This is a genomic window from Luteolibacter luteus, from assembly GCF_012913485.1.
Taxonomy (GTDB): Bacteria; Verrucomicrobiota; Verrucomicrobiia; order Verrucomicrobiales; family Akkermansiaceae; genus Haloferula; species Haloferula lutea.
In genome coordinates, this window is record NZ_CP051774.1 from 1,504,605 (window position 1) to 1,519,521 (window position 14,917).

The 14,917-nt window shown below is 62.0% G+C and carries 9 protein-coding genes; 6 read left to right on the forward strand and 3 right to left on the reverse strand.

Translation table 11 applies throughout. The features are described from left to right. Position 1: 1 nt before the first annotated feature. The 3 genes from ccoN to HHL09_RS06230 all read right to left on the reverse strand — a co-directional run bounded on the left by ccoN (position 2) and on the right by HHL09_RS06230 (position 3,283). Positions 2 to 2,539: a cytochrome-c oxidase, cbb3-type subunit I gene (gene ccoN / locus HHL09_RS06220; protein WP_169453706.1), complete on the reverse strand. Its 2,538-nt coding sequence runs from the start codon at positions 2,537 to 2,539 to the stop codon at positions 2 to 4. Continuing rightward, the gene (locus tag HHL09_RS06225) at positions 2,536 to 2,688 is read right to left on the reverse strand and encodes a hypothetical protein (protein WP_169453707.1); all 153 of its coding nucleotides are present in this window, start codon (positions 2,686 to 2,688) and stop codon (positions 2,536 to 2,538) included. The genes ccoN and HHL09_RS06225 overlap by 4 nt, the downstream gene beginning before the upstream one ends. A gap of 73 nt (positions 2,689 to 2,761) precedes the next feature. Next, positions 2,762 to 3,283, reverse strand: a complete 522-nt coding sequence (locus HHL09_RS06230; protein WP_169453708.1) for a hypothetical protein — start codon at positions 3,281 to 3,283, stop codon at positions 2,762 to 2,764. Between the two features lie 137 nt (positions 3,284 to 3,420). Between HHL09_RS06230 and lpxA the strand changes: the two genes are divergently transcribed. The 6 genes from lpxA (at position 3,421) to HHL09_RS06260 (ending at position 14,912) form a co-directional block, all read left to right on the forward strand. Next, complete coding sequence (gene lpxA / locus HHL09_RS06235; RefSeq protein ID WP_205760986.1) at positions 3,421 to 4,194, forward strand: acyl-ACP--UDP-N-acetylglucosamine O-acyltransferase; 774 nt, start codon at positions 3,421 to 3,423, stop codon at positions 4,192 to 4,194. 61 nt (positions 4,195 to 4,255) lie between these two features. After that, a complete protein-coding gene (locus HHL09_RS06240; RefSeq protein ID WP_169453709.1) occupies positions 4,256 to 5,107 on the forward strand; it encodes an MYG1 family protein in 852 nt (283 codons plus the stop codon). A 106-nt stretch (positions 5,108 to 5,213) separates the two neighbouring features. Continuing rightward, positions 5,214 to 8,903, forward strand: a complete 3,690-nt coding sequence (locus HHL09_RS06245) for a TonB-dependent receptor (protein WP_169453710.1) — start codon at positions 5,214 to 5,216, stop codon at positions 8,901 to 8,903. Positions 8,904 to 9,157: 254 nt separating this feature from the next. Further along, positions 9,158 to 12,478: a beta-helix domain-containing protein gene (locus HHL09_RS06250; protein ID WP_169453711.1), complete on the forward strand. Its 3,321-nt coding sequence runs from the start codon at positions 9,158 to 9,160 to the stop codon at positions 12,476 to 12,478. Between the two features lie 80 nt (positions 12,479 to 12,558). Beyond that, positions 12,559 to 13,347, forward strand: coding sequence for a DUF3450 family protein (locus HHL09_RS06255; RefSeq protein ID WP_169453712.1), 789 nt, complete (start codon positions 12,559 to 12,561; stop codon positions 13,345 to 13,347). Continuing rightward, positions 13,344 to 14,912 (forward strand): MotA/TolQ/ExbB proton channel family protein, encoded by a 1,569-nt coding sequence (locus HHL09_RS06260; protein ID WP_169453713.1) that lies wholly within the window; start codon positions 13,344 to 13,346, stop codon positions 14,910 to 14,912. Before HHL09_RS06255 ends, HHL09_RS06260 begins: the two co-directional genes overlap by 4 nt. Positions 14,913 to 14,917: the final 5 nt, after the last annotated feature.

Here is a 14,917-nt window from a genome sequence, read left to right on the forward strand (position 1 = left end):
GTCAGTTGGTGGATGAAGTTTCGCCCTTCAGGTAGATCTCGTTCTTCTCGGTCATGTTCCGATAAGAATCGGGATCGAGCGGCTTCGGCTGTGGAGGTCCGTCCTTCGGAATTTCGCGATAAGTGCCGAGCTTCTGGACATAGGCGATGAGCGCGACGACCTGGGTCTCCGAGAAGTGGCGCACCAGTTCCTCGGTGCTGGCACCCTTCATGGGCTCATAGCCGACCGGAGAGTTCCCCTCGAAAAGCGAGCGGGCGATGGCCATGCCTTGTTCACGGGCTTGCTGGTCGATCTCATCCTTCGTCCATGCGGGGAAGGGCACGCCGATCTGACGCTGGACCGCAATCTTGACGGGCAGCGACTTGAAGTCCGTCTTTTGCTCGAAGAGCCATGGGTAAGGCGGCATGTTCGAGTCCTCACTCGCCCAGCGGGGGTTCATGAAGTGGAACCAGTGCCACTTGTTGTCACGCTTGCCCGCGCGGACATGCGTGGAGCCGCTGACCAAGGGACCGCCTTCGCGGGCGAGGTCGGGGCCGGTGCGCTTCGAGCCCCACTGGTAGGGGTGATCGTAGAGGGATTCACCGAGGTGAGAGAAGTCATCCTTCACCCCTGCCCGGCCGTAGCGCATGACGTCCGGCATGAGCGTGCGGATCATCTGCGAGTGGCAATTGTAGCAACCCTCGCTCACGTAGAGATCGCGACCGGCGAGTTCCAGCGGGGTGTAAAGCTCCTGCAAGCGGCCTTCCACGTTCTTGTCCCGGTTCACCAGCAAGGATGGGATAATCTGGACACCACCGCCGATGGCAACAGCGACGAAGGTGAGCACGGTGAAGGGCAGGTAGTTCCGCAACAGGCTCTCGTGCCACTGATCCCAAGAGTGGCCATTCCTCCGGAAGGCGCGGACACCTTTCACCACCAGGATCGCGGTGGCTACCAGCGCTGCCTTATCCGCATGAGGCGGGAGGAAGAACCAGAGGACCAGAGTGAGGATGCCGAGCAAACAATAGGCCACGGGATCCCGGAAGAGGGCCTCTCCCATGCGCAGGCGGTCGTATTCCTTCACCGGGATGTGGACTTCCACGGTATCGTCCGTGGGTTTTCCGGAGCGGGCGGTCTTGAAGATATTCAGCGCGCACATCCCGAAGCCGACGAGGTAAAGGGTGCCACCGATGGAGCGCAGGATGTAGGGCAGCTGGATCGCCTTCAGCGTTTCGACGAATTCATACTTCAGCGTGGTGCCACCCTCCGCGACCTGGCCGAGCATGAGGCCCTGCATGATGCCGGCGGTCCACATGGCGGCGACGTAGAGCAGGATGCCGACGAGGCCGACCCAGAAGTGCATGTTTGCCAGTGAGGAGGACCAGAGCTTCGTCTTCCACAGGCGCGGGGCCAGCCAGTAGAACATGCCAGCGGCCATGAAGCCATTCCAGCCGAGGGCGCCGGCATGGACGTGGCCGATGGTCCAGTCCGTGTAGTGCGAGAGCTGGTTCACCGCGCGGATGGAGAGCAGCGGGCCTTCGAACGTGGCCATGCCGTAGAAGGTGATGCCGGCGGCGAAGAACTTGATCACCGGATCCGTGCGGAGCTTCGCCCATGCCCCGCGCAAGGTGAGGAGGCCATTGAGCATGCCACCCCATGAGGGAGCCCAAAGCATGAGCGAGAAGAGCATGCCGAGCATCTGCAGCCAGCGCGGCAGCGAGGTATTCAGCAAGTGGTGGGGACCCGCCCAGATGTAGATGAAGACGAGCGACCAGAAGTGAATGATGGAGAGCCGGTAGCTGTAGACGGGACGATTCGCTGCCTTCGGCAGGAAGTAATACATGATCCCCAGGATCGGAGTCGTGAGGAAGAAGGCCACGGCATTGTGCCCGTACCACCACTGCACCAAGCCGTCCTGCAGCCCCCCGAAGATCGGGTAGGAGTGGATGAGCGAGGTGGGAATCGAGAGGTGATTGACGATGTAGAGCATCGCCACCGTGACGATGGTCGCGATGTAGAACCACAGGGCGACGTAGAGGCTCGGCTCATTCCGCTTCGCGAGGGTCCAGAAAAAGTTGATCGCGAAGACCACCCATACCAGCGCCACGGCGATATTGATCGGCCAGATCAGCTCCGCGTATTCCTTTCCGCGCGTGAGGCCCGCAGGCAGGGTCACCGCTGCCGAGAGGATGATGAGCTGCCAGCCCCACATGTGGATCTTTGAAAGCAGATCCGATGCGGTGCGGGTTTTGCACAATCTCTGGGTGCTATAGTAGATCCCCGCGAAGGCCATGTTACCGACGAAGGCGAAGATGACCGCATTCGTATGCAGCGGCCGCAGGCGTCCGAAGGTGAGGTATTGCAGGCCCTCGCCCTTGAAGAGGCCGAAGGTGATCGTCTCCAGGAACTTGCCATTCATCTGCCACCAGGAGAGCTGGGTGGCACAGATGACGCCGACCAGCATGCCCACGAGACCCCAGACGATGGAGGCGATCATGAACTGCCGCACGGTGCGGTCGTCATAGGTGATAGTGGTCGTTTGACTGGATGCGGCGTTCATTTCGAAAGGGGTGTCTCGTCGTCGAGAGGCAGGAGCGAATCGCGCTCAGGGGAAGACTGGCGCGAACGGCGGAATTCGCCGGCAAAGCAGAAAATGAAGATCCCGGCGAGGCAGGAGCTCACGAGGATGGTGAGGGCGATGACGTTCATGGCATCGGGTTGATAAAAGCGGGTGCGCCGGGGAGCGTCGCCGCGCCGCTTGCGGGAAGGTGCGCGTTTCCTCTCATGCGGAGTCCGCGAGTTCGCGGGTGGCATCCCACTCGAGGAAGGTGTCGCCGATGATCGAGGCGAGGGAGCGATCGCTGAAATGCTCGGGGTGGAGGACCAGGTGAAAGTGAAGGCCGGTCTCCGGGGGCGGCCCGAGGGAGACGCGGAAGACCTCGCGCAGCGGAGCGCAGGCGGCGACGGCAAGGGTGCCATCGAGCACGGCCTGGCCGCGCTTTCCCAGCGCCTGGAGCACGCGTTTCCGGCCGCAGGGGCTATTCGGGGGGCAGTCCTTGCAACCATCCGGCAGGCCGAGGAGCCCGCGCTGTGGAGCGCTTTCGGAAATTTCCGCGATCAACTCCGGGGCAAAGGCGGTCCAATTCCCCTTGGAGTCGTCGTCGAATTCATTCAGGTGCCGGGCCACCGCGGCGGCGAGGCCCTTTGGCAAGGCGGGATCGCCGTAAAGGACGATTCCCGGTGCGCCGGACGCCCTGGTGGCAAGGAACCAGCGGTGAAATGCGGGCAAAGTCGTGGCGAGCATGGCCCGAAGCTAGGGGAAAGTGGCCCGGGAGGGCTCCGCGCCTGTTCGGGAAAGGCGCGCGGATTCTCTGATTCCCAATGCCCGGCAGGCGCAAAAAACAGTAGCCATCCGCCGCCCCGTGCTTCGTGATTCCGCCCGTGATCCACTCTACCGCGGTCATCTCCCCGGAAGCGAAACTCGGCGCGAATGTCGTCGTCGGCCCGTACTGCGTGATCGGCGCTGGCGTCGAACTCGGCGACGGCTGTGTGCTGCACTCCCACGTCATCATCAATGGCCCCAGCAAGATCGGGAAAGAGAACGAATTCTTCCCCTTTGCCGCCGTGGGCGGAAAGACCCAGGACCTGAAATACATCGGCGAGCCGACCTATCTGGAAGTGGGCGACCGGAATGTCTTCCGCGAGAACTGCACGATCCACCGGGGGACTGTGGAGGAGATCCCGACACGGATCGGCTCCGACAATCTCTTTCTCTGCTATTCCCACGTGGCGCACGATTGCCAACTCGGGAACCACATCATCCTTTCCAACAACGGCACCCTCGGCGGGCATGTAGAGGTGGGAGATTACGCGATCGTTTCCGGCCTTGCGGCGATCCACCAGTTTAGCCGGATCGGGGCGCACTCGATCATCGGCGGCTGCGCGAAGATCGTGCAGGACGTGCCACCCTTCATGATCGTGGATGGCAATCCGGGGGCAACCCGCGGGCTGAACCTGGTGGGGCTGCAGCGGCGTGGCTTTGACGAGGATGCGATCAAGGCGCTGAAGACGGCCTACAAGAAGCTCTTCCTAAAGAAGGACGGGAACCTGGCGAACCAGATCAGTTCGCTAAGGGCGGACAAGGCGTCGAACCATGAGCTGGTGAAGCATTTGATCGAGTTTGTGGAGGGATCGAAGCGAGGGGTGAGCCGGTGAGCTCGGAAGAGCATTGCGAGATCACTTGCCGCGGTTATGGTGCGCGGCCTTTCCCGCAATCATGGCTATCCAACGCATTCTCACCCACCCCGGCGGCGCGCATAAGGACGAATTTCTCGCGTGCAGCCTGCTTGTCGCCGTGCATGGCGTGGAAATCGTGCGCCGGGAGCCGACGCCGGAAGATCTGGCGGATGTGACGACGGCGGTCGTGGACGTCGGCGGCGAGCATGAGCCGGCGCGGAACAATTTCGATCACCACCAGTTTCCCGCCGACAGCCCGCCGATCTGTGCGCTGAGCCTGGTGCTGATGCATCTGGGCGTCTACGAGGACGCCCGTAGTTTCTGCGACTGGCTGGAGCCTGCGGAGTGGTTCGACACTCGCGGGCCGATCACAACCGGGAAATGGCTCGGGGTGGATCGCGAGACCATGGCGAAGCTGAACTCGCCGGTCGACGTGACGATCCTGCGGCGGTTCGCGAAGGTCTCTCGCCTCGGACCGGGTGATGCGATTTGGGAGGTGATGAAATTCATCGGGGAGGATTTGCTGGAGTATCTGCGCTCGCTGCGGGCGCGGCTGGATTTCCTAGCGACGCATGCCGAATTCTGGACGGTGGGTGAAGACGAGGTGCTTTTCCTGCCGCGGACCGAGCCGCTGCCGGAGGAGCCGTCGGCGGGGATCGGTCGTTATCTGGAGTCGATCGGCAAGGGGACAAGTGTCTCCGCGCTGATCTATCCGGATCGCCGCGGCAGCGGTTACGGTCTCTCCCGCCACAATGACGATCCACGTTTCGACTTCACGCGGATCGAGCCGGAGGCTGACGTCCATTTCGCCCATGCGCGCGGGTTTGTGGCGAAAACGTCAGCCGCAGAGCCGGAGAGATTGCGCCAATTGCTCGCTGCTGCGCGGATTTGAGCGGGCGGAAGGGGTGAGATTCGGCCCTTCGTGACGGAAGCGTCACCGGCAGCCGCTTCGCGTCGTTAGAGGGCACCGGTATCGACTCGCAGCTTTTCCGGCTGCGATGCCTCCCGATTCCGCCCTATCACACCCTCCGTTCCGCACCCGGGAATGGCTCCGCTTGGCCGTAGCCTGCACCACGAACTTCGCGATGCTCGCGGGGAATTGCCACGGCTTCGTGGATGCTTCCCTGCCATCCATCCCTGTTAGGGAAGACCTGCTTCTTGCCGCCCTGCTTCCGGATGCCGATGCCGATTCCGATGATGGGGAGACAATGCTGGATGCCGGAGGAAGCGGCAGCCCCTCGCTAGTCCCCTCTCCTTTCGTCTGGGTCAGCCCTTCACCCGGCGGTTACTGGCGCTCACCCGAGGTGAGGCCGAGCCGGCGGGCAGCTTTGACCGATCTGGCCACGACTTGGACGCTGCCCGCACAGTCAGTGCAGGCCACCGTGATCCCGCTGGAAGCGCAAGAGCCATGGCAGCCCGCGGAACTGCCGGCAGGCACCGATCCGGCCCAGCCGCGAGGTGTCTTCGGGATGCTGCCGATCGAGCAACAGGTGGGCACCTGCGTGATCGTCGGAGAAGTATCCGACTCCACGACCTTGGACCCGATTGCCGGGGCCATCGTCGACATTATCGGCACGGGCCGCACGGCGGAGACGGACGCGCAGGGCAAGTTCAGGATCGACGGGCTTCCTGCCGGCGATTTCACGGCCGAAGCCTCCGCGCTGAATTACACGGCGGGCACGCTGGGTGTGAGTCCCACGCCATCGGGGCCGGTGCAGTTGCGCTTCAGCCTGCGCAAGAAGCCGGCAGAAAGCGGGACGGATGAATACGTGCTCGATGAGGAAAGCATCGTCGGCGAGTATCAGGAAGCTTCGAACGCAAATCTCTTCACCGATCTCACGGTTGAGCAGACGGTAAATTCCTCGATCGGCAAGGAAGAGTTCACGCAGAAGAACGTGAGTGATGCTGCCGGTGCGGTCGGCAAGATCGCCGGTGCGAACATTGTGGGAGGCAAGTTCGCCGTGGTGCGCGGCCTTGCAGACCGCTACGTGACCACGCTTTTCAACGGTGCATCGATTTCCTCCGCCGATCCTTCGCGCAAGGCGGTGCAGCTCGACATCTTCCCGACCGTTGCATTGCAGGGCATCGACATCGCGAAGACCTACGACCCCAGTTTGCCCGGAGACTTTGGCGGCGGCACGATCAAGATCAAGTCGCTGAGCATCCCCCAAGAGCGCTTCGCTGAGTTCAAGTATAAGATGACTTGGAACTCGAACCTCGGAAACCGCATGTTGGTCCACGGTGACCGCGAGCTGGGCTTCTGGGGCGACGTGGATAATCCGATCCCGGATTCCTACATGTGGAATACCGACGCACTCGGGAATCCCATCAGCTTCAAGGCCGGCGGCAACCGCGTGGTGCCGAATAACAACAACCGCAACCCCGGACAGCAACAGGCACAGCTCCAAGAGGGCATCAAGCAACAGGCGCTGGCAGACCAAGCGCTGGCCGGACAAAGGGCGCTGCACGAATCCCAATCCTTCATGCCGAAGGTGGTCAAGCCGGAGGAAGGCGAGAATTTCTCGCTGGTCTATGGCGATCGCATCGCGCTGGAGAACGGCGGCGAACTGGGCTTCGTTACCTCCTTCCAGCACGGCAAGCAAGACGAGGTCAATGATGCGGGACCGGAGAACCGCCTCACCGCTCCTGCCCGTTCATGGACGGAGGAAAGCTACGCGCGTGAAGTCGATTGGTCGATTTACGCGAGCGTCGGCTACCGGCCGAACGAGGACCACGAGTTCACCGCGACCTACTTCCGCAAGCGGATCGCGACGGATGAGATCACGCACGGCACGGACTACCAAGTCTCCGGCAGTGATGTCTACGGCGCCTTTGCGAAGAATGACGCGGTGATCGAGCGCTACGGTGCCTCGGCCGTCTACAACAAGGAGTTCTGGACCATCGATCCGATCATCCGCGATACCGAGGTGATCCAACTCGGCGGCGCTCACAAGAACGACATCGGCACGAAGCTGGGATGGTCGCTGACGAAATCACTGGCCCGCGAGTCACGTCCTCACAGCAGTACTTTCCAGACCGGCCAGCTCGACTTCACCGACCCGCGCATCGCGGCAGAAGCAGCGAACAATCCGAGCTTCATCTACAATCCCTCGCTCGGGAAGATCTCGACGATCGAATATCAGACCTTCGTCAACGACGGCAACGGCAGCCAGGACTCCTCGCGCGAGACCCAATCGATTGATGAAGACAGCCTGGAGGCATCGCTCGATCTCACGCAATCGATCTACTTCTCCGACGACGAGGAAGATGGCCCGCGGCTTGATCTCTCCTTCGGCGGCAGCAAGCTGACGAAAGACCGCGAGCAAGAAGGACGCGTCTATCTTCTCCGCACTGCAAGCTGGGAACGCTGGGTCGCCCGCAATCCCCCGAGCTGGTGGCCGAGCGACGGAAGCATCGCCCCTTTCTCTCCCGGTTCGCCTCTCGCGGGCAACAAGCTGCCGGATGGCTCCCCGCTGCCCAGCGGCTACAACACGCTGGGCGAGTACCTCGCGAAAAATCCGGACAAACTTTGGCATTACTTCAACGGATACGGCAACGAGAACGTGGGCCGCGTCCCGGGCACCGGCAGCAACACCACCAGCGCCAACTACGTCCAACCGGACGCGCCTTACTACGTGAACGGGTCCGGCCTTGAAGTCCGGAACATCAATAGCGAACTGGCCCTCACCGGCCTCTACACCTCCGCGACCTTCCATGGCGACTTCTGGCGCGTGGGCGGAGGGGCGCGTTGGGAAGAGGAAGTGAAGAGCTACGACATCGCTCCCGATCCCCTCACCCGCCTGCTGGTGGATGACCCGGCGCGCTTCGGCTCCGTCACGACGAATGCGTTTATCCCCTCGATCCTCGCAGGTCTCGATATCTCGCCGGAGAAATCCTGGATGAACTTCGCGTGGTCCCGCACCGTGGCACGCCCCACTTTCCACGAGTTCCTGCCGATCGAATCGATCTCCCAGGATACCGGAGTCGTCCGGCGTGGTAATCCGGACCTCACCGAAACCTCGATCGACAACCTCGACCTCTCGCTGGACTATGTCATCAACGAGAACTTCAACAGCCGGCTCTCCCTCTTCCACAAGACTCTCACCGATCCGATTGTCGTCGTGCAGCGCGTCGACCAAGGGGTGAACTCCAACACCTACGTCAACGGCGATACCGGCACGATCGACGGCTTGGAGTTCGAGACCACCTGGAAGCAGTCCGACGGTCCTTTCTCGATCACCGGGAACTACACCTTCATCGACTCCACGCTCAACTACGAGGTGAACCAGGGCATCGAGGTCACGCCCCTGGAAACGCGCTTCCCTTACCAACCGAGCCAGATCCTCAACCTCACGCTTGGATGGGCTCCGGAGACCAGCAAGTGGAGCGCCTTCCTCACCTCAAACTTCACCGACGAGTATCCCACGATCCTGCGGAGCGATCCAGCGGGCTACGACGTGTGGCTGAAGCCACAGTTCACCCTCGATCTGGTGGTGGCGCGAAAGATCGATTTCGGACTCTTCGACGGCACGGTAACCTTCGGCTTCAAGAACCTGCTCGATGGCACCCGCGACTACGAATATCGTGGCGGTGGAGTGAATGGATCCCTCGGCGAATTCGACGGCTTGGCCTACACGCAGGAGTCACCGGGCCGCTCTTACTCCATCGAGTTCAAAGCCGAGTTCTGAGGCCGCTTCCATCGATGGCATGACCGCGGCCCTCCCGTTCGCGGCATCGATGGCGAGTCATCTTCCTGACCATCGCGTGACGAAGTCGTCAATCTAGCGGCTCACTGACCCCAAAAGGCGTCTTCAGAAGCCGCAGATGCGTCGAAATCGACACAGAAAAACGCTCTAGCAAGCCCGTCAGGACGAAGAGGGTCGGATGCCCCCTCAATGGGGCGTCCCTTGTACCATCCCTACGATCTCCATCGTACCATCCCATGAAATCGACCACTACCTCCAAGCGTGCCCTGCTTGCACTCGCCGCGCTGATGCCCTGCGTGCAAGCCGCGCAGATCGACGTCGTCGCCTCCCAGACCGTGACCACCACGCCTTACGGCGCGAACGTCCATGCGATCACCGGCAACACGACCTGGACGAAGGACAATGTCTACATCCTCAAGGACAAGGTCTTCGTTACCAACGGCGCCACGCTGACCATCGAGCCCGGAACCAAGATCTATTCCACCTTCGACGACAAGGGCACCCCAGGCAAGGATGACGACCAGTTCGGCTCCCTCGTTATCGTCCGCGGCGCCAAGATCAATGCCGCCGGCACCGCAGCCGAGCCGATCGTCTTCACCACGATCGACGAACTCGAAGCGGAAACCCAAACGGATCTCGATGGAGATACCGAGATCGCCGAAGCGCCGGGAGTTACCACGGCGGGCCGCTGGGGCGGCGTCGTGCTTCTGGGCAATGCCCCGATCGCCAACTACAATAGCACCACCAACATCGGCGAAGACCGCATCGAAGGCTTCCAGCCCGCCGCTTCCGCCGACCTTGATACCGACGGCCGCGCCGACGTGATCGAATACGGCGGAACCACCGCCAACGACAACAGCGGTGTCTTCCGCTACATCTCCATCCGCCACGGCGGCTATGTCTACGCGACCAACCCGGTGGCCAGCGAGATCAACGGCCTGACCCTTGGCGGTGTCGGTTCCGGCACCACCATCGACCACGTTGAAGTCTACGCCAACGCGGACGACGGCATCGAATTCTTCGGTGGCACGGTCAATACCAGCCACGTCGTGCTGGCCTTCAACCAGGACGACTCCTTCGACATCGACCAGGGCTACTCCGGCACGAACCAGTTCTGGTTCGCGATCCAAGCTCCCTTCCTTGCCGACGGCGTGACCTCCGCCCACGACAACGGCGGTGAGTGGGACGGCGTCACCGGCACCATCGCCGACAACGCCGGCAACTCCGCCCCGATCATCTGGAACGCGACCTTCATCGGCTCGGGCGTCACCGCCGCAAACGGCAATGACAAGGGCAACAACGCCATCCTCGTCGATGACCGCTTCAAGGGTCAGGTCTACAACTCGGTGTTCGATGACTACAAGGAGAAGCTGATCGAAGGCACCTCCGACGGAGCCGGCTCCGGTCTGACCTTCTCTCACAATACCGTCGGCCGCTTCGGTGGCGGCACCCCGGGCAACAACCTCAGCTACCTGGACACCGCAACCACCGCTGCGAATACCTTCTTCGATGGCAGCGGCGCCGCGATCAACGGCAACTCCAATGGCGGCACCGACCCACAGTTCCGCAGCTACAGCCGTGATGCCGGCAACGCCCTTCTCGCCATCGACCCGCGTCCGGCAGCCGGCTCCCCGCTCCTGAGCGGCAGCCTGCAGCCCGGTGCTCCGTCCGCCGCCGCCTTCCGCGGTGCCTTCGGTGCCGACAACTGGGCCGCTGGCTGGACGAAGTTCGACAGCGCTGGCTTCTTCAAGGAGAAGGTGGATGTCGTCGCCACCCAGACGGTCAACAACACCGCCTTCGGCGCAAACGTCCACGCGATCACCACGAACACGACCTGGACGAAGGACAAGGTCTACATCCTTACGGACAAGGTTTTCGTCACCAACGGCGCCATGCTGACCATCGAGCCCGGAACCAAGATCTATTCCACCTTCGACGACAAGGGCACCCCAGGCAAGGATGACGACCAGTTCGGCTCCCTTGTCATCGTCCGCGGCGCCAAGATCCATGCCGCCGGCACCGCCGAAGAACCGATCGTCTTCACCACGATCGACGAACTCGAGGCAGAAACCGTCATCGACTTCGACGGAGATGGCTTCATCGCCGAAGCCCCGGGAGTTACAACCGCAGGCCGCTGGGGCGGCCTCGTGCTTCTGGGCAATGCCCCGATCGCCAACTACACCGGCACCACCAACATCGGTGAAGACCGCATCGAAGGCTTCCAGCCCGCCGCCTCCGCCGACCTTGATACCGATGGCCGCGCCGACGTGATCGAATACGGCGGAACCACCGCCAACGACAACAGCGGCGTCCTCCAATACGTCTCGATCCGTCACGGCGGTTATGTCTATGCGACCAACCCGGTGGCCAGCGAGATCAACGGCCTGACCCTCGGCGGCGTCGGTTCCGGCACCACCATCGACCACGTGGAAGTCTACGCCAACGCGGACGACGGCATCGAGTTCTTCGGTGGCACGGTCAATACCAGCCACATCGTGCTGGCCTTCAACCAGGACGACTCCTTCGACATCGACCAGGGCTACTCCGGCACGAACCAGTTCTGGTTCGCGATCCAGAACCCCTTCCTTGCCGACGGCGTGACCTCCGCCCACGACAACGGCGGTGAGTGGGACGGTGTCACCGGCACCATCGCCGACAACGCGAGTAACTCTGCCCCGATCATCTGGAACGCGACCTTCATCGGCTCCGGCGTCACCGCCGCAAACGGCAATGACAAGGGCAACAACGCCATCCTCGTCGATGACCGCTTCAAGGGTCAGGTCTACAACTCGGTGTTCGACGACTACAAGGAGAAGCTGATCGAAGCGACTTCCGACGGTGCCGGTTCCGGCCTGACCTTCGCCCACAACACCATCGGCCGCTTCGGTGGTGGTGCCTACACGGGATCGAATGCCAGCAACCTCAGCTACCTGGATACCGCAACTACCGCTGCGAACACGTTCTTCGACACGACCGGTTCCCCGATCAATGGCAACTCGAACGGCGGCGTGAACCCTCATTTCCGCAGCTACGTCCGTGATGCCGGCAACGCGTTGATCGAAATCGACCCGCGTCCGGCTTCCGGTTCCCCGCTCCTGAGCGGCAGCCTGCAGTCCGGTGCCCCGTCCGCCGCCGCCTTCCGCGGTGCCTTCGGCGCTGATAACTGGGCCGCCGGCTGGACGAAGATGTCCGAGATCGGCTTCCTCAAGGGCGAAGTGCCTGCCACCGGCGGTGGTGAGCCTCCGTTCGCGGATGTGGATGGCGATGGCATCTCCGACACCCTCGAAGCCAGCCCTGACCTTCAGGCTCTCGGCTTCACGGTGGGCGTGAACGATGCAGCCCGATTCGCCTCGATCTACACGGAAGACTCCATCCTCGATCTCGTGACCGGCACCCAGGTGATGGTCCAGAAGAGCGGAGCCAACGTCACGCTGAGCGTGCCGCTCTTCCGCTCCACGGATCTGAGCACCTTCACCCCCGCTCCGGCGCTTGACGCCACCTTCGAAGGAGAGGCCGGCAAGGAGTTCTACCGCATTCAGGTTGGCGGCGCGGAATAAGCGCGTCTTTGACGAAACCGTCACATCGGGGTCATCGGCAAACGCCGGTGACCCCCTTTTTCTTGGCTTTGTTACCCGCCATGCGTCTCTCCCGACTGATTCCCGGTGTCGTTTTCGCCACCTTCCCCCTGATGGCGCAGGACACACCTGCGCCCGCCAATAACCCGGAGGAACTCCGGAGCTCCGTCCGTGACTGGATCGAAACGATGCAGAAGATCCAGAAGGAGGAGGATAACTGGGAAAAGGATCACGAGGTGCTGAAGGGCTACAAGGAAGGCTTGGAAAAAGAGATCGAGGATCTGAAGGAGCAGATTGAACGCGCCAAGATCCGCAAGGAAGGCGGCGACAAGCAGTCCCTCGACAAACTGACGGAGCGCGACCGCTACGCTGCCGCGCAGGACGAACTCTCCAAGCAGGTGCGCGTGCTGGAGCAAGGGATCAACGACCGGCTTCCGCTTTTCCCCGAGCCTCTGAAACAGCAGCCGAAGGTCGCCCAAGGCATCGATGCCCTTCAGAAGGGCCTGCAACTCACCAGCGAGAAACAAGCCGAAGATGTTTCCAAGCGGCTCTTCAATGCCGTCGAACTCCTCGCCGAGATCGAGAAATTCCAGCAGGGAGTCCACGTCCACTCCGAACTGCACAAGGACGACGATGGCCGCGAGTTCAAGATGCAGGTCGTCTACTTCGGCCTCTCGATGGCCTATGCCGTGAACGAAGACGGCAGCTTCGCCCAGGTGGGCACGCCGGAGGCAAGCGGCTGGAAGTTCACGAAGCGTAACGAACTTGCCCCGCAGATCCAGGCCCTCGTCACCTCCGCCACGAGCGAAAAAGACGCGAATTTCTCCCAGCTCCCGATCATTCAGCCATGACCCCACGTTTTTCCATCGCCGCGCTTATCGGGATCGCCTCCCTGATCCCAGCCTTCGCGGCCAGCACCGTCGAGAGCGCCCGTGACTCGATCAAGAAGGCCGCCGAGGAGCTGCAATCCACCCAGAAGGAGTACTCCGATCTCCGCCTCGGCCTCTATCGCGAGGTGAACAAGCTGGATGATGAAGTGCTCGCCCTTTCGAAGGAGCTCCGGACCTTGGAGCGCGATGAAGAGCTGCGGACCTCGAAGATCCGCAGCCTGGAGCGCGAGGTCGAAACGAGGAAGGCAGACTTCACCTATGCCTCCGGCGTGCTGAACCAATATGCGAAGGCAATCGTCACCCGCCTTCACCCCGCGGAGGCACAGCTTTACAAGCAGGCCATCGAGGGCCACGACCAAAAGGCCACCGCTTCAACGGATGATCCGAAGACGGAGGTGAGCGAACGCTTCGAGATCCTGGAGCTAGGACTGAAACGCCTGGCCGAAGTCGCGGGTGGACATCGTTTCGAGGGCAAAGCCCTCGGTCGCGGTGGCCAGGCGATCGCCGGCACCCTCTTGCTCGCCGGCCCCTCGGTATTCTTCGCTTCCACGGACAAGTCGTTCGAAGGAGTCGCCTCTGCCGCGGACACCGGTGCCAATCTCCCGGCCATCGTGCCGCTGGCAGAGACGAATGGCACGATCGGCAAGGCAATCGAATCCGGAGAGGGCAACGTTCCTTTCGACGCGACCAATGGCCGGGCGATCGAGCAGGCTCTGAAAAATCCGGAAGGCAGCCACAGCGGTGCCATGGAACACGTGGCTCTCTTCGGCGACATCGCGAAGAACATGATGTTCGACGGCTGGATCGCAATCGGCATCTGTATCCTGATGATCACGGTGGGCTGGACCGTGGCCGCTCGCAAATTCATCTATCTCAACTCGATCCAGAAGGGCACCCAGGAGTTCCTCCGCCAGTGGAACCTTCTTTCTTCCGATCTCACCGCGATCGACCACGCGGATGCGGGCAGCGTGAAGAGCTTCGGCGGCAATGCCGATCCGGCCACGCAAGCGCTGGTGCAGAAATCCCCGCTCTATCAGATCTATCACATCGGATCCGAGGAAATCCGCCACCGTCTGGAGCAGGACCGCATCCACAAGAAGGGCCTCTCCGGGCGCTCGATCCAGGCAATCCGCGCCGCGCTGGATGCGGGCCTGGTGCGCGTGAATCACAAGCTCACCGACGGCCTCATTTATCTCACCATCAGTATCGCGGGCGGCCCTTACGTCGGCCTGCTGGGCACCGTGGTGGGCGTGATGATCACCTTCGCCATCATTTCGAAGGTGGGTGAGGTGGACGTGAATGCCATTGCTCCCGGCATCGCTTCGGCGCTGCTCGCCACCGTGGCCGGCCTGATCGTCGCGATCCCCGCACTCTTCGTTTACTCTTATCTGAATAGCCGCATCAAAAACATCGTCGGCGAGATGCAAGTCTTCATCGACGAGTTCGTGGCGAAGATGGCCGAGTTCTATCAAGGCTCGGACAATCCGAATGCGGCCGCGATCGCTGCCGCAGGCGAAAAGCATTGACCCTA